Source organism: Pseudomonas sp. NPDC088429 (assembly GCF_044753305.1).
GTDB classification, from domain to species: domain Bacteria; phylum Pseudomonadota; class Gammaproteobacteria; order Pseudomonadales; family Pseudomonadaceae; genus Aquipseudomonas; species Aquipseudomonas rustica.
Genome location: NZ_JBIVMX010000049.1, coordinates 5,392 through 21,019 on the forward strand (window position 1 = coordinate 5,392; position 15,628 = coordinate 21,019).

Consider the following 15,628-nt stretch of genomic DNA (forward strand, 5'->3'; position numbering starts at 1 on the left):
GGCGAAGTTTGCCCTGCCAACTGGAAAAAAGGCGACAAAGGCATGAACGCTTCGCCAGAAGGCGTTGCGGCATACCTGACCGAGAACGCTGCTGCCCTGTAAGGCGCAACGTCGAGGTACAAAAAAACCGGCCCTAGTGGCCGGTTTTTTTATGCTCGGGATTTACTCAACGAGGATCAGTCGTCGAAATCTTCCCAGCCGCCCATCTGTTTCCAGCGGTTGACGATGCCACAGAACAGCTCTGCGGTTTTCTCGGTGTCGTAACGCGCGGAGTGCGCTTCACGGCCGTCGAAGTCGATGTCGGCTGCCTGACAGGCTTTCGCCAGTACGGTTTGACCGTAGGCCAGACCGGCCAGTGTCGCGGTGTCGAAGCTGGAGAACGGGTGAAACGGGTTGCGCTTCATGTCCAGACGCGCGACGGCGGCGTTGAGGAAGCCGAGGTCGAAGCTGCTGTTATGGCCAACCAGAATCGCGCGCTTGCAGCCGTTGGCTTTCAGCGCTTTGCGGATGCCACGGAAGATGTCGGTCAGCGCTGTTTCTTCGCTGACGGCCATGCGCAGTGGGTGATCGAGTTTGATCCCGGTGAACTCCAGCGCCGCCGCTTCGATGTTGGCGCCTTCGAACGGCTCAACGCGGAAGAAGTAGGTGTGATCCGGGTAAACAAAGCCCTTTTCATCCATGGCGATGGTGGTCGCAGCAATTTCCAGCAACGCGTCGGTGGCCGAGTTGAAGCCACCGGTTTCTACGTCGACGACAACCGGCAGGTAGCCGCGAAAGCGTGCTGCCATCGGGTGGCGGGAACCGCCGCCGCCACTTTGACCGTCCAGTTCGTCGTCGAAATGGTCTTCACTCACGCGTGTTCCTCCAGCAGGCGCCAGCGCAGTTTTTCACCGGCGCGCAGCGGGATAACGGTCAGCTCGCCGAAGGGCAGGCTGGTCGGGGCGGTCCATTCTTCACGAACCAGGGTGATGCGATCAGTGTTCGCCGGCAGGCCGTAGAAGCGCGGGCCGTTGAGGCTGGCGAAAGCTTCGAGTTTGTCCAGCGCGTTACGCTGTTCGAAGGCTTCGGCGTACATTTCGATGGCGGCGTACGCGGTGTAGCAGCCGGCGCAGCCGCAAGCGGCTTCCTTGGCGTGCTGGGCGTGCGGTGCCGAATCGGTGCCGAGGAAGAACTTCGCGCTGCCGCTGGTGGCGGCGTCGAGCAGAGCTTCCTGATGGGTATTGCGCTTGAGAATCGGTAGGCAGTAGAAGTGCGGCCGAATCCCGCCCACCAGCATGTGGTTGCGGTTGTAGAGCAGGTGGTGCGCGGTGATGGTCGCGCCAACGTTGGCCGAAGCCTCGTTGACGAACTGCACGGCGTCGGCGGTGGTGATGTGTTCAAACACCACTTTCAGTGTCGGGAAACGCTCGACCACGCGGCGCATGTGCTCATCGATGAAGATCTTTTCGCGATCGAACACATCGACGTCGCCACGGGTGACTTCACCGTGGATCAGCAGCGGCATACCGACTTCGGCCATGGCTTCGATCGCCGGCAGAATCTTGTCGATGCTGGTCACGCCGGAGTCGGAGTTGGTGGTTGCGCCGGCCGGGTACAGCTTGGCGGCGTAGACAAAACCACTGGCCTTGGCTTCACGAATTTCTTCGGGCTGGGTGCGGTCGGTGAGGTACAGCACCATCAGCGGCTCAAAGCGACTGCCGGCCGGGCGGGCAGCGAGAATCCGCTGGCGATAGCCGTCGGCTTCAGCGGCGTTGCGCACCGGGGGTACCAGGTTGGGCATGATGATCGCGCGGCCAAAAGTGCGCGCAACATCGGCAACGGTATTGGTCAACACGGCACCATCGCGAAGATGAATGTGCCAGTCGTCGGGACGCAGCAGGGTCAGGCGGTCGGACATGAGGGGATTCCAGGCGGGTCAAACTGAGGCGAATGCTACCGGAAAAGACTCTTGCAGGCACTCGCTATCAAGTTTTGCGGGAACCTTCCGATATCCCGTAGGTATGCCGTAAACATCGTGTGAATCGGTCTTTGTGTTTCAGAAGCCAATGGAGCCTCCCGTGCGCCAGCGTTATTTAGCCTTGCTCAGTGTGTTTGCCAGCCTCCCCGCGATGGCGCTCACGTACCAGACACGTCTGGAGAACATTGAGTGGACGGTCGCCGGCGACAAGTTCGAATGCCGCCTGACACAGCCGATTACAGATTTCGGCTCGGGTGAGTTCGTGCGCAAGGCCGGCGAGCAGGCGATATTCCGTCTGAACGCCTACAACGCCATGCTCGGCGGCGGTTCGGCGACGTTGCTCGCAGCGGCGGCGCCATGGCAGCCGGGACGCGGCGATATCAATCTGGGCAGCGTCAGGATTGGCAGCGGTAATGTCTTGTTTAACAGTTCGCAGTCCCAGGCCGGTGGTTTGATCAGCGGTCTGCTGGACGGTCGCAGTCCGGTCGTGCGTCGCGCGTCGGGTGATGGTCGGGTCTCGGAAGTGCGGCTGTTGCCGGTCAAATTCAGCAAAGCGTTTAACGACTATCAAACCTGCGTGGCGAAATTGTTGCCGCAGAATTTCGATCAGGTTAAACAGTCGCAAATCGGTTTTCCCGGCGAAGGCACCGATCTCGACGCCGCCGCCAAAGCCAAACTCGCGGTCATGTTGGAATATATGAAGGCTGACCCGACGGTGAATCACATTGAGCTCGACGGCCACTCGGACAACAGCGGCAACCGTCTGACCAACCGTGAACTGTCGCGCCGCCGGGCGCTGGCGGTGGTCGACTACTTCAAGGCCAATGGCATTCAAGAGTCGCAGATCACCGTGCGTTTCCACGGTGAGCAGTATCCGGTGGTGCCCAACACCAGTGCGGCGAACCGGGCGAAGAACCGCCGGGTCAATGTGCACCTTGCGCGGGTCACGCCGACCGCAGCTCCGGCGCCGCAAGCGAGTACACCTGCGAGCACTGCAGCAACTTCCTGACCCGCCGGTCATCGTCGCGCTCTCGACAGATTCTGTCGCTTTGTCGTCTTAAGCTGTCGCGCCTCTGTAAATTATCGCGTTTGGGCGGTAGACTCCTCGGCTTTCCGTAGAACCCCGTGGAGTGATGGCATGGCGGACGTAAACAAGGTCGTTCTGGCGTATTCCGGCGGCCTGGACACTTCGGTGATCCTCAAGTGGCTGCAGGATACTTATAACTGTGAAGTGGTGACTTTCACCGCTGATCTCGGTCAAGGCGAAGAGGTCGAGCCGGCCCGCGCCAAGGCTCAGGCCATGGGCGTCAAAGAAATCTACATCGACGATCTGCGCGAAGAATTCGTGCGTGATTTCGTGTTCCCGATGTTCCGCGCCAACACCGTTTACGAAGGTGAGTACCTGCTGGGTACCTCCATCGCACGTCCGCTGATCGCCAAACGTCTGATCGAAATCGCCAACGAAACCGGCGCTGACGCCATTTCCCATGGCGCCACCGGCAAGGGCAACGACCAGGTACGTTTCGAGCTGGGTGCCTACGCGCTCAAGCCGGGCGTAAAAGTGATTGCCCCTTGGCGTGAGTGGGATCTGCTGTCCCGCGAGAAGCTGATGGACTACGCCGAGAAGCACGCGATCCCGATCGAGCGTCACGGCAAGAAGAAATCCCCGTACTCGATGGACGCCAACCTGCTGCACATTTCCTATGAAGGCGGCGTGCTGGAAGACACTTGGACCGAGCACGAAGAAGACATGTGGAAATGGACCGTCTCCCCGGAGAACGCTCCCGACAAACCACAGTACCTTGAACTGACTTACCGTAACGGCGACATCGTTGCGCTGGACGGCGTCGAAATGACCCCGGCCACCGTTCTGGCAACGCTGAACAAGATCGGCGGCGAGCACGGCATCGGTCGTCTCGACATCGTTGAAAACCGTTACGTCGGCATGAAGTCCCGTGGCTGCTACGAAACCCCGGGCGGCACCATCATGCTGCGCGCTCACCGCGCCATCGAATCGATCACCCTGGATCGCGAAGTCGCTCACCTCAAAGACGAGTTGATGCCGAAGTACGCCAGCCTGATCTACACCGGTTACTGGTGGAGCCCTGAGCGTCTGATGCTGCAACAGATGATCGACGCGTCGCAGGTCAACGTGAATGGTGTTGTGCGTCTGAAGTTGTACAAAGGCAACGTGATCGTCACTGGCCGCAAGTCCGACGATTCGCTGTTCGATGCCAACATCGCAACCTTCGAAGAAGACGGCGGTGCTTACAACCAGGCCGACGCGGCGGGCTTCATCAAGCTCAACGCGCTGCGCATGCGTATTGCTGCCAACAAGGGCCGCAAACTGTTCTAAGCCCCTCGGGCCTGGAATGAAAGGGCAGCCTTGTCATCGCGACAAGGCTGCCACTGTTCAAATCCTTCCTGCTTTTTGCGTTATCTGTGTTCTTCACGATATTCGCCCGCCTTTTAATGTCCTCTCAAAATTGTCGTGATCTGCTGGCTGACGTTGTAGGCGATGTAGAGCGTGCTCGCTGTGCCTTTTTTCGTCTGTTTGCCGGGGCCGAGCGCGATTTGCTTGAGTAATGCGTCTGACACTGGATCAGTCAGAAACACCATGAACCTTACCGATGACCTGCTGGTGACTGTCAGACTTGCCTGCAACTGATCGAATTGCGCCTTGCTGTTCATCGGTCGTACATCAATAACCCGCAGCGCGTTCATGGGTTTGGGCAACTGCACGTGATGCTCGATCCACGGCGGCGTCGCCCAATCGCTGGGAGTGGGTGGATCGGGTACGTTGCCCGTACGCTCGTACGTTTTCGAAAGAGGATCGTGTTGATGGTCGCTGGATTTGAACTCTTCAAAGGCTTTCAGAAAATTATCGTCCTTGTCGAAGTCAGACGGCGCATAGAGCGATCGGTAGTTGAAGTTCAAGGTAATAAAAAACAAAAACAACAAATAAAACGGAAAGCTGATTAAAAACCATATGTAAATTTCACGTTCATCGTTATCCAGGAAGGGTAGTGACACCGCTGCGGAAGTTTCCGAAATAAACGCGAAGATCGCGATAACCGTCATTGGGTTGGTGATTTTCTTTTTAAAGTTCCGCATGGCGTTGGCTCTATTGATTTTGAGATCGCTGATTTGATTAAGTGTGTGGTTAAAGTTTTGCGGCTTTAATGTTTATATTAAAAATTGCCGTGTGGGTAGAAGTGTCTTGTTTCAGATTTTTTGCAAAGCGAAGTTAGTTGACGATATTCTCTGAAGCGCGAGAGCAAGCAGCTTTTCAGAGCTGTATCCGCATGCCCAATGGCTTGGACGGCGGCGTGTTTTTCGGGCAGGCAACGGATCTGTATGAAAATTTTGTACTAAAAATATCAGCGGGTTAAAACGCGCCTGAATGAAGCGAGGAATGCACGTACAGCCCATTCGATAGCAGCAAGTGTATTTCTTGTAGGAATAATCCTCATTGGTTGTAGGGAATGTCTTGCGCTGCAAGTGCAAGAGAACTGCGCTGTGCCACGAGCGAATTGACTAGGCTATTGTGCGGGCTCTAAAAATCGAACAGCGAAATTGGACCTGCCCATGAATAAAGTGCTGATCGTGGATGATCACCCCGTCATTCGTCTCGCGGTACGTATGCTGATGGAGCGTCATGGCTACGAAGTGATTGCTGAAACCGATAATGGTGTCGATGCATTGCAACTGGCGCGCGAACAAATGCCGGATATCGTGATTCTGGACATTGGAATTCCAAAACTGGACGGCCTGGAAGTTATTGCACGGCTAAGTTCGGTGGCCATGCCGATGAAGGTTCTGGTGCTGACCTCACAGGCTCCCGGACACTTCTCCATGCGTTGCATGCAGTCGGGCGCGGCGGGTTATGTGTGTAAACAACAGGATCTGACGGAGTTGCTCAGCGCGATCAAAGCCGTACTCTCCGGTTACAGTTATTTTCCGAATCAAGCGCTGCATACCGTGCGTACCAGTCTGGGCAATGCCAGTGAAGCCGATATGGTCGATCGCCTTTCCGGACGAGAGATGATGGTGTTGCAACAGTTGGCGCGGGGCAAAACCAACAAGGAGATCGCCGACGGCATGTTTTTGAGCAATAAAACGGTCAGTACGTACAAGACCCGTTTATTGCTGAAACTCAATGCTCGCTCACTGGTTGACCTCATCGAGCTGGCGCAACGCAACGGACTGGTCTGAGCATGACCAACGTTGACGTAATCATGGGCGATCGAATTCAGCGACCAGTAGAAAGTAAAAAGCCTCCGTTTCGGGAGGCTTTCAAGTGTCAGTCATCAAAATCGTATTCGGCCAATTGCTTTTGCAGTCGGCGCTCCTCAAGCAGGTTATCGATGGTGCGACGTTTACTCAGATTGGTCTTGGCGACCTCGACGACCGGTTCGGCATCATCAGCGTCCACGGCTACAAAATCTTCGTCAGCTTCTTCCAGTTGCTCTTTGCTGGTACTCATAGGTTAACTCCAGGCTAAGAGGGGCCTTTGGCGCTCCTTATATCGACAATCCTGCGGCGGGTAAAAAAGATTTTTTCAATCGACGAATCGATAAACCTAATAGCCAGTCAATCGTCGGACGTTTTGGCTTTGTATTCGCACAGATCTTCGATTCGACAGCTGCCACAACGCGGCTTGCGGGCCAGACACACATAGCGTCCGTGAAGAATCAGCCAGTGATGGGAATCGAGCAGGAATTCCTTGGGTACAAATTTCATCAGCTTCTTTTCCACCTCAACCACATTTTTGCCGGGGGCGATGCCGGTGCGGTTGCTGACGCGGAAAATGTGCGTGTCGACGGCCATGGTCAATTGGCGAAACGCGGTGTTGAGCACCACGTTGGCGGTTTTACGGCCAACGCCGGGCAGGGCTTCGAGCTCTTCGCGGGTCTGCGGGACTTCACCGCCATGAAGTTCGACCAGCATGCGGCAGGTCTCGATGACGTTTTTCGCTTTGCTGTTGTAGAGGCCGATGGTCTTGATGTATTCGGACAGGCCTTCGACGCCCAAGGCGTGAATGGCGGCAGGCGTATTGGCGATCGGGAACAGCTTTGCCGTGGCCTTGTTGACGCCGACGTCGGTCGACTGCGCCGAAAGAATCACCGCAATCAGCAGTTCGAAGGGCGAGGAGTAGGCCAGTTCTGTCTTCGGCTCGGGATTGTCTTCATGCAGTCGGCGAAAGATCTCAAGACGTTTTGCAGCATTCATGGGCGATGCGTTTCCTTGGAAATAGAGTTCGGGCGCGTCCACGCCTGACGGGCCGCGAGCAGCAGCCCCAATACAATAAAGGCGCCAGGCACCAGGGTTGCCAGATGCAGCCCTTCGCCGAATAAAACAAGACCTGAGCCATGCGCGGACAACCCACGGCCAAGGCTTCCCTGCCCGATGAGTTCACGCAGCGCGGCGAGCACCAGCATCAAACCGCCAAACCATGCGCAAAGCTTGAAGCGCTGCGCCAGCGGTTGGCGGAAGAAGCCGTTGTGTTCAAGCACCACGCACTGCAAGGCGATCAATCCGCCATAAAGGCCGAACGACTGATGCCACGCCAGGAACCAGCGTTGCGCCAACAGATCCGCACAACTGGCTAACGTTGCAGCAAGCAACACACTGGCCAGCAAGGCACTCCCATTTGTCAGGCGCGAACGCAGCGGTGACATGGCCAAAGCATAAATGCCGACCACAACGACGAACATCAACATCGTGCCCAACGCACCGGCCAAAGAAACGGTGGTGCCCAGCAATAGCACCAGCATCAGAGAATTGGACAGGCTCATGGTGCGCTCCCCAGCAATGCGCTTCGATGCTCGTCAAAGTAGCGCAATGCATCGTGGATCGCGTTGATGGCTGCGCGCGAGGTGATGGTCGCCCCGGCCATTTGATCGAATTGCCCCTGATCTTTTTTCAATGCCCAGCCAGCGTCATTCGGTTCGCCGCGTGATTTGCCGGTGAACGTTTGCAGCCAGCTGTTCGGCCAGTCGCCAATGGGCCCGCCGAGTGCCGGGGTTTCGTTTTGCTTGAGGGTTTTCACGCCGAGCAATTTGCCGTTGGTATCGATGGCGATCAGCAATTCGATGGCAGCGGCGTAACCCTCGGTCTGATTGCGCAGCAACACTGCAACGGTCTGGCCACTCCTGGTTGCACGGTAACCCGCTGTAAGCGTGCTGTGGCTCAGCCCCGTATCGGTCAGCGGAAGCGGCTGTTCCAGCGGTTGGTTGTCGTAGCTGTCAGTGGGCAGTACGTCGAGCAGTTTGCGGCTGTCGGCCAAACGTTGTTCGGCAGCAATCTGCGGCGCACTGTTACGTTGCAGCAGATACGTCGCGCCGATGCCGATCACCGCCAACAGCAATAACGTCAATGCGCTGGCCGTGCGGTTCATGGGCTCACCTGTGGCTGACGACTCGCGGCAAACCGTTCCAGCGCCGGCACGCAAAGGTTCATCAACAGCACGGCAAACGCGACGCCATCCGGGTAACCGCCCCACGTGCGAATCAGATAGGTCAGCAGGCCGACGCCGACACCGAACAGCAGTCTGGCAAGCGCCGTTCTGGCACCCGAGACTGGCTCGGTGATGATGAAGAACGCACCAAGCATGGTCGCGCCGCTGAGCAGGTGAAACAGTGGCGAGCCATGGGAATCCGATCCCGATCCGTTCCAGCACAGCAGGCTGATCACAAAAAGGCTGGCGAGCATGCCGACCGGCGCGTGCCAGGCGATCACTCGCCGCTGCAGCAAAAACAACCCGCCGGCGAGAAACGCCAGATTCACCCATTCCACACCGCGACCGCCGAAACGCCCGAAGGCCGAATCACTGGCGAACAGCTCATCCATGGTCAGGCTTTTGTTGATGCGCAGACTGTCCAGTGCGGTGGCCTGTACCCAGGCATCCGGCGCCTGACCGATGTTGAAAACCTGTTGAAAGCTTGTCGTGAGATCCAGGCCATGGGCGGGCCAATGAGTCATCGGCTGCGCAAACATCACCATCGCCAAAGCAAAACCGAGCATCGCCGGGTTGAACGGATTTTTGCCGACACCGCCGTACAAATGCTTGCCGAACAATAGCCCCGCAGCCACCGCCGTCACCGTCAGCCACCACGGGCAATAGGGCGGCAGCGCGATGGCGAGTAATGTTGCACTGACGATCGCGCTGCCATCACTCAGCGTCGGCTGTAAGGGCTGACGGCGCAGTCGAGTGGCAATCGCCTCGACGATCAACGCCGTGGTAACAGCCAGAATCAGGTTGATCAACACGCCCCAACCGTACAACCAGAACAACGCCAGCAGCCCCGGCAACAGGGCCAGCAGCACAAGCTTCATCGCTTGCTGCAGGCGCTCGTCCGGTGCCTCAAGGGGCGACATGGTCTTGCACCTGGCGCTCGGCGGTTTGCAGGCGGGCGCGGGCCTTGTCGAGGATGTCGTCGGGCGTGTCGGCGCGGCGTCCGAGTTTGTTGAGATCGGCGCGGGCGTAGGCCAATTCGGTTTTTAGCTGGCGAAGTTGACTGTCGATCGGGCGTTTTTCGACGCGCACCAAGTCAGGCGCAGGCTGATCGCTTGTGGATTCGGCGTCGTGCAACGCTTGTTCGGCGTCGCGCAGTGCGTGTTCCAGTGTGGCGATCTGCTCCGGTGAAGCTTCGGCGGTTTGCGCTTTTTTCAGCTCGGCGCGGCGCATCGCCAACTGGATTTTCGCGCGTTTCAGGTCGGCATCTTTCGCGGGGGCTGGTGCCGCAACTGTCGGGGCGTTGCTTTCCAGTTGCGCCAAGGCCTGTTCCGCCGCTTCAAATTGTTGCTGGAGCACGATCAATTGCGACTGTTGCTCGAAGGTCGGCGGATGGCCGAAAGCTTTCAGCGATTTGTGCAGTTGCGCACGGCTCATCGCCACATCGATCTTGGCTTTTTTCAGTGCGGCATCGGCGGTCGCGGTTTTCTGGGCGCGCACGCGCTCCAGCGCAGCCTGCACTGGATCCGACGCGGTCGACTCAGGCTGAGCAGCACGTTTGGCGCGGGCTTCACGTTCGGCCTGCTTTTGCTGTTCTTCGCGCAGCAACCGGTCATTGCGTCGTTCGAATCGCAGGCGCGCGTGGTCGCGTTTGGCTGCTCGCGCGCGTTGCTCTTCAAGACTGAAGGCCAAGCCGCCGACCACCGGCAACGTGCTTAAAGGCAAAGGATGCATTTCAATGCAATCCACCGGGCACGGCGCTACACACAGGTCGCAGCCGGTGCACTCATCGATGATCACCGTGTGCATCAATTTCGCCGCGCCGACGATGGCATCGATCGGGCAGGCCTGAATGCACTTGGTGCAGCCGATGCATTCGGCTTCGCGGATATAGGCGACTTGCGGCGGCGCCGATCCACGACTGATATCGAGTTCCAGCACCGGCACTTTCAATAATTCGGCCAGCGCCGCGATGGTTTCGTCGCCACCGGGCGGGCATTTGTTGATCGGCTCGCCGTCAACGATGCCTTGCGCGTAGGGTTTGCATCCGGGATGGCCACACTTGCCGCATTGGGTCTGCGGCAGAAGGGCATCGATGCGTTGAATCAGACTCATGTTTTGATCAGTCCACTGAATCCGAGAAAAATCACTGCGATCAGTCCGGCGCCGATCAAGTCGATCGGCAAGCCGCGAAAGGGCAGGGGAATGTCATTGTCGGCGGTGCGCTCACGCAAATCGCAGAACAGGCTCAGCACCAGCCAGAAACCCAGCCCGGCGCCGAGGCTCAGCGCTGTCGCGTGCAGCAGGCCTTGATCGTTTTGCGCATTGATCAGCGCCAGTCCAAGCGCACCGGCATTGCCCAACAACAGCGGCCATAATCCGTCGAAAGGCAGATTCGGCCGCCAGCGCGCCAACAGTTTCAACAGCGGTGCGATCAACAAAACGCTCACCGGCAGAAACACGAACAGGCGCAGCGCCTCAAGTTGCAGCGGCACCAGCAGCCAATGCCAGATCGCGTAACCGATGACGCCGACGATCAACATCAGACACAACGTCGCCAGCCCCAGCGCATGCACCTGCCGACGATTCCCCGCCAATAGCGGATCGACGCCCAGCGGCCAGTGCAACACGAAGTTGTTGAGCAGCGCAGCACTGATGAGCGTAAGCACAAGTTCGGTCATGGTTCTGCCAGCGAAACGGGCGGCTGTCTCTTAAGGTTAGGCATTATCCGGGCAGATATGAAAAATCCCACAGGCATGCCGGGCACGCCTGTGGGATCGATTCACCGCCGAGTGTTACTTGATGCGTTGACCCGGCTTGGCGCCGCTGTCAGGGCTCAGCAGGTAGATTTCTTCACCGCCAGGGCCGGCTGCCATGACCATGCCTTCGGAAATACCAAACTTCATTTTCCGTGGCTTGAGGTTGGCGATCATCATGGTCAGACGGCCGTCGAGCTTGGACGGATCCGGGTAGGCGCTCTTGATCCCCGAGAACACGTTGCGTTGCTCGTCACCGATATCGAGGGTCAGGCGCAGCAGCTTGTCGGCACCTTCCACGTGTTCGGCTTTGACGATCAGCGCAACGCGCAGGTCGATCGCGGCGAAAGCGTCGAAGTCGATTTCCGCCGACAGCGGATCCTTGGCCAGTTCGCCATTGCCCGCAGGGGCGGCGGCACCGGTGTCGGTCTGGCTGGCGGTCAGGTCTTCTTTCGAGGCGTCGGTCATGGCTTGGACTTTTACCGGGTCGATGCGAGTCATCAACGGCTTGAACTCGTTCAGTTGATGATTGGCCAGCAGGGTCGCGTGGTCGTTCCAGGTCAGCGGGGCGACGTTGAGGAACGCCTCGGCATCGGCGGCCAGCAGCGGCAGCACCGGTTTGAGGAAGATCACCAGTTGGCGGAACAGGTTGATGCCGGTGGCGCAGATCGCCTGGACTTCATCGTGTTTGCCTTCCTGCTTGTTCAACGACCACGGTGCCTTGTCGGCAATCCAGGCGTTGGCGCGGTCGGCCAGACCCATGATTTCACGCATGGCGCGGGCGAAATCGCGGGCTTCATAGGCGTCGGCAATGCTTGGCGCGGCGGCGAGGAAAGCCTCGGTCAGCTCTGGCGCAGCGTTGTTGTCGACCAACAGGCCGGCGTTGCCTTTTTGAATGAAACCGGCGCAACGGCTGGCGATGTTGACCACTTTGCCGACCAGGTCGGAGTTGACCTTCTGCACGAAGTCTTCGAGGTTCAGGTCGAGGTCATCAACGCCACGACCGAGTTTTGCCGCGTAGTAGTAGCGCAGGTATTCCGGCGACAGGTGATCCAGATAAGTGCGGGCCTTGATAAAGGTGCCGCGCGACTTGGACATCTTCTGGCCGTTGACGGTCAGGTAGCCGTGCACGTTGATGCCGGTCGGCTTGCGGTAGCCCGCGCCTTCGAGCATGGCTGGCCAGAACAGTGCGTGGAAATTGACGATGTCCTTGCCGATGAAGTGGTACAGCTCGGCGGTGGAATCCTTGGCCCAGAACGCGTCGAAATCCAGCTCCGGCGTACGGTCGCAAAGGTTCTTGAAGCTGGCCATGTAGCCGATCGGTGCATCCAGCCACACGTAAAAGTACTTGCCTGGCTCGCCCGGAATCTCGAAACCGAAATACGGCGCATCGCGGGAGATGTCCCACTGTTGCAGGCCGGCGTCCAGCCATTCGGCGATCTTGTTGGCGACGGCGTCTTGCAGGGTGCCGCTGCGGGTCCAGGTTTGCAGCATTTCCTGGAAGTCCGGCAATTTGAAGAAGAAGTGCTGGGAATCCTTGAGCACCGGGGTGGCGCCAGAGATCGCCGACTTCGGATCCTTCAGATCAGTCGGGGCGTAGGTCGCACCGCATTTTTCGCAGTTGTCGCCGTACTGGTCTTCGGTGCCGCATTTCGGGCAAGTGCCCTTGATGAAGCGGTCGGCCAGGAACATTTTCTTTTCCGGGTCGAAATACTGGGTGATCGAGCGTTGAGCGATGTGCCCAGCGTCACGCAGCTTGATGTAGATCTGGCTCGACAGCTCACGGTTTTCTTCAGCGTGAGTGGAGTGGAAGTTGTCGAAATCAACCAGGAACTCGGCAAAGTCGGCGCTGTGTTCAGCCTGCACGTTGGCGATCAGTTGTTCCGGGGTGATGCCTTCCTTTTCCGCGCGCAGCATGATCGCCGAACCGTGGGCGTCGTCGGCGCAGACGTAGATGCATTGATTGCCGCGATGCTTCTGGAAGCGCACCCACATATCGGTCTGGATGTATTCCAGCATATGGCCAAGGTGAATCGAACCGTTGGCGTAGGGCAGGGCGCTGGTGACGAGGATCTTGCGTGGTTCGGACATGTGGGGCTTCGCTACTTGATGAAACGGAGGTCGGCCACTATAAAGCGCTGGCGCATATTTTTCACCCTGTGCACCTGTTTCATTGGATGAGAAACAGCAAAGATCAAAAGATCGCAGCCTTCGGCAGCTCCTACACATAATCCCCTGCAGGAGCTGCCGAAGGCTGCGATCTTTTTCAGGTACGATACCCACCATCTTTTCCCAGTCTTGTTATCGGAGTTGCCCATGAGCGCCGTCACTCGCGCAGCGGTGGAAGCCGTCCTCAGCCAATACACCGACCCTTACCTGAACCAGGATCCGGTCAGCGCCGGATGCGTGAAAAACATCGAGATCGTCGGTGATCGCGTCAATGTGCAGCTGGAAATCGGTTACGCCGCCGGTCTGTTCAAGAGCGGCTGGGCGCAATTGCTGCAACTGGCCATCGAAAACCTCGACGGCGTGGTGATTGCCAGGGTTGAAGTCAACACGGTGATCGCCGCGCACAAGGCGCAGGCGCAGATCCCGGGTCTGGCCAACGTCAAAAACGTCGTTGCCGTGGCCTCCGGCAAGGGCGGTGTGGGCAAGTCGACCACCGCCGCAAACCTCGCGCTGGCGCTGGCCCGTGAAGGCGCCAAGGTCGGTATTCTCGACGCCGATATCTACGGCCCGAGCCAAGGCATCATGTTCGGCATCCCCGAGCGCACCCGCCCAGAGGTCAAGGATCAGAAGTGGTTCGTGCCGCTCAAGGCCCACGGTGTCGAAGTCATGTCTATGGCGTTCCTCACCGACGACAACACGCCGATGGTCTGGCGCGGCCCGATGGTTTCCGGCGCATTGCTGCAACTGGTCACGCAAACCGCGTGGGGCGATCTGGATTATCTGGTCATCGACATGCCGCCAGGCACCGGCGATATCCAGCTGACCCTGGCGCAGAAGGTTCCGGTGGCCGGGGCGGTAATCGTCACTACGCCGCAGGATCTGGCCCTGCTTGACGCGCGCAAAGGCGTGGAAATGTTCCGCAAGGTCAACATTCCGGTGCTGGGCGTGGTGGAAAACATGGCCGTGCACATCTGCTCGAACTGCGGGCATGCCGAGCATTTGTTCGGTGAGGGCGGCGGTGAGAAACTGGCGACGCAGTACGGCGTTGAGCTACTGGCTTCGCTGCCGTTGTCGATGCTGATCCGCGAACAGGCCGATGGCGGCAAGCCAACGGTGATCGCCGAGCCGGACAGCCAGATTGCCATGGTTTACCAGGAACTGGCCCGCCACGTTGGCGCGCGGATTGTGTTGCAGGAAGCGGTATCGCCGGCGATGCCGAACATCACCATCAGCGACGATTGATACATCCGCAACACCCTGTACTTGTAGGAGCTGAGCTTGCTCGCGAAGGGGCCGTGTCAGGCAACATTAATGTTGTATGACATGCCGCTTTCGCGAGCAAGCTCGGCTCCTACAGGTTTTGCGGTGTGGGTCAGATACGCAGGCCGCCATCCATCTCCAGAATCCGCCCGGTGTAGTAGTCGTTCTCGAAGATATACGCCGCCGAATGCGCGATCTCTTCTGGCTTGCCCATACGCTTGAGCGGAATCCCCGAGGTCATCTTCTCCAGCGCTTCCGGCTTCATGCCCAGGGTCATCTCGGTTTCGATGAAGCCCGGAGCAATCCCCGCCACACGGATCCCGTAACGCGCCAATTCCTTAGCCCACGTCACCGTCGCCGCTGCCACACCAGCCTTGGCTGCGGAATAGTTGGTTTGGCCAACGTTGCCCGCCCGCGAGATCGACGAGATGTTGATGATCGCGCCGCTGTTCTTCAGCTCGACCATTTTCGCCGCCACTTCACGGGTGCAAAGGAACACGCCGGTCAGGTTGACGTCGATCACTGCCTGCCACTGTGCCAGGCTCATCTTGGTCATCTCGCCGTCCTTGACCTTCAACAGCAGGCCATCACGAAGGATCCCGGCGTTGTTGATCAGGCCGTGAATTGCACCGAAATCGGCGGCCACCTGAGCGACCATGTGCTCGACCTGTTCTTCATTGGCGACGTTGCACAGATAGCTGCGCGCCTCGACGCCCTTGGCTTTACACACAGCGACCGCGTCGTCGAGTTTTTCCTGATTGAGGTCGACGAGCGCAAGCTTCGCGCCCTTGCCGGCGAAATACTCGGCCATGGAGCGGCCCAAACCCTGGCAACCGCCAGTGATAATGATTACTTTGTCGTTGAGTTGCATTCGCATGCCCCGATAGCAGGTCTGAGTAGTTTTTATTGTTAGCGACTCCCGATCTGCACCGGCCGTGGCTGGTTTGCACATGAGAATTGCCCGATGGCGTGACCGAAACTTTCTTCCGGGCGCCTGTCCGTTTTTTCGACGGATTCTATTTAAGGAGT

The 15,628-nt window shown here is 58.3% G+C and carries 16 protein-coding genes and 1 pseudogene; 5 read left to right on the forward strand and 12 right to left on the reverse strand.

What is annotated here, in order from left to right; all coding sequences use genetic code 11:
* Nucleotides 1–102, forward strand: a pseudogene (locus ACIP66_RS20895) (peroxiredoxin); the annotation flags it as partial.
* Nucleotides 103–176: 74 nt separating this feature from the next.
* Here the strand turns inward: ACIP66_RS20895 and rnt are convergent.
* Together rnt and pyrC are read right to left on the reverse strand one after the other, a co-directional pair.
* Nucleotides 177–854 carry a ribonuclease T gene (rnt, locus tag ACIP66_RS20900; protein WP_007916667.1) on the reverse strand — a complete coding sequence of 226 codons (678 nt, stop codon included), beginning with the start codon at nt 852–854 and terminating at the stop codon, nt 177–179.
* On the reverse strand, nt 851–1,897 hold the full coding sequence (gene pyrC / locus ACIP66_RS20905) for a dihydroorotase (RefSeq protein ID WP_008079419.1): 1,047 nt from the start codon (nt 1,895–1,897) through the stop codon (nt 851–853). Before pyrC ends, rnt begins: the two co-directional genes overlap by 4 nt.
* 160 nt (nt 1,898–2,057) lie before the next feature.
* Here pyrC and ACIP66_RS20910 point away from each other — a divergent pair, with 160 nt between their 5' ends.
* Nucleotides 2,058–2,966, forward strand: a complete 909-nt coding sequence (locus tag ACIP66_RS20910; protein ID WP_400650510.1) for an OmpA family protein — start codon at nt 2,058–2,060, stop codon at nt 2,964–2,966.
* A 129-nt stretch (nt 2,967–3,095) separates the two neighbouring features.
* On the forward strand, nt 3,096–4,313 hold the full coding sequence (locus tag ACIP66_RS20915) for an argininosuccinate synthase (RefSeq protein ID WP_053123414.1): 1,218 nt from the start codon (nt 3,096–3,098) through the stop codon (nt 4,311–4,313).
* Nucleotides 4,314–4,426: 113 nt separating this feature from the next.
* On the opposite strand, the gene ACIP66_RS20920 is transcribed toward ACIP66_RS20915, so the two are convergent.
* A complete protein-coding gene (locus ACIP66_RS20920) occupies nt 4,427–5,071 on the reverse strand; it encodes a hypothetical protein (protein ID WP_400650513.1) in 645 nt (214 codons plus the stop codon).
* 474 nt (nt 5,072–5,545) lie between these two features.
* Between ACIP66_RS20920 and ACIP66_RS20925 the strand changes: the two genes are divergently transcribed.
* Nucleotides 5,546–6,172 (forward strand): response regulator transcription factor, encoded by a 627-nt coding sequence (locus ACIP66_RS20925; protein WP_053123410.1) that lies wholly within the window; start codon nt 5,546–5,548, stop codon nt 6,170–6,172.
* A gap of 88 nt (nt 6,173–6,260) precedes the next feature.
* Here the strand turns inward: ACIP66_RS20925 and ACIP66_RS20930 are convergent, their stop codons facing one another.
* From ACIP66_RS20930 to metG, 8 genes are all read right to left on the reverse strand, one after another.
* Complete coding sequence (locus ACIP66_RS20930; protein ID WP_053123408.1) at nt 6,261–6,443, reverse strand: PA3496 family putative envelope integrity protein; 183 nt, start codon at nt 6,441–6,443, stop codon at nt 6,261–6,263.
* A gap of 107 nt (nt 6,444–6,550) precedes the next feature.
* Nucleotides 6,551–7,189 carry an endonuclease III gene (gene nth, locus ACIP66_RS20935; RefSeq protein WP_159815393.1) on the reverse strand — a complete coding sequence of 213 codons (639 nt, stop codon included), beginning with the start codon at nt 7,187–7,189 and terminating at the stop codon, nt 6,551–6,553.
* Complete coding sequence (locus ACIP66_RS20940; protein ID WP_400650516.1) at nt 7,186–7,755, reverse strand: Rnf-Nqr domain containing protein; 570 nt, start codon at nt 7,753–7,755, stop codon at nt 7,186–7,188. Before ACIP66_RS20940 ends, nth begins: the two co-directional genes overlap by 4 nt.
* Entirely contained in the window at nt 7,752–8,357 is a 606-nt protein-coding gene (locus ACIP66_RS20945) for an RnfABCDGE type electron transport complex subunit G (RefSeq protein ID WP_400650519.1), read from the reverse strand. The genes ACIP66_RS20940 and ACIP66_RS20945 overlap by 4 nt, the downstream gene beginning before the upstream one ends.
* Entirely contained in the window at nt 8,354–9,337 is a 984-nt protein-coding gene (locus ACIP66_RS20950; protein ID WP_400650521.1) for an RnfABCDGE type electron transport complex subunit D, read from the reverse strand. The genes ACIP66_RS20945 and ACIP66_RS20950 overlap by 4 nt, the downstream gene beginning before the upstream one ends.
* Nucleotides 9,324–10,529 carry an electron transport complex subunit RsxB gene (gene rsxB / locus ACIP66_RS20955; RefSeq protein WP_400650523.1) on the reverse strand — a complete coding sequence of 402 codons (1,206 nt, stop codon included), beginning with the start codon at nt 10,527–10,529 and terminating at the stop codon, nt 9,324–9,326. Before rsxB ends, ACIP66_RS20950 begins: the two co-directional genes overlap by 14 nt.
* Entirely contained in the window at nt 10,526–11,095 is a 570-nt protein-coding gene (locus ACIP66_RS20960; protein WP_400650525.1) for an electron transport complex protein RnfA, read from the reverse strand. Before ACIP66_RS20960 ends, rsxB begins: the two co-directional genes overlap by 4 nt.
* A gap of 114 nt (nt 11,096–11,209) precedes the next feature.
* On the reverse strand, nt 11,210–13,261 hold the full coding sequence (gene metG / locus ACIP66_RS20965; protein ID WP_212546273.1) for a methionine--tRNA ligase: 2,052 nt from the start codon (nt 13,259–13,261) through the stop codon (nt 11,210–11,212).
* A gap of 225 nt (nt 13,262–13,486) precedes the next feature.
* On the opposite strand from metG, the gene apbC reads away from it, so the two are divergent.
* A complete protein-coding gene (apbC, locus tag ACIP66_RS20970) occupies nt 13,487–14,581 on the forward strand; it encodes an iron-sulfur cluster carrier protein ApbC (RefSeq protein ID WP_159815386.1) in 1,095 nt (364 codons plus the stop codon).
* Between the two features lie 130 nt (nt 14,582–14,711).
* On the opposite strand, the gene ACIP66_RS20975 is transcribed toward apbC, so the two are convergent.
* Nucleotides 14,712–15,470: an SDR family oxidoreductase gene (locus ACIP66_RS20975; protein WP_400650528.1), complete on the reverse strand. Its 759-nt coding sequence runs from the start codon at nt 15,468–15,470 to the stop codon at nt 14,712–14,714.
* Nucleotides 15,471–15,628: the final 158 nt, after the last annotated feature.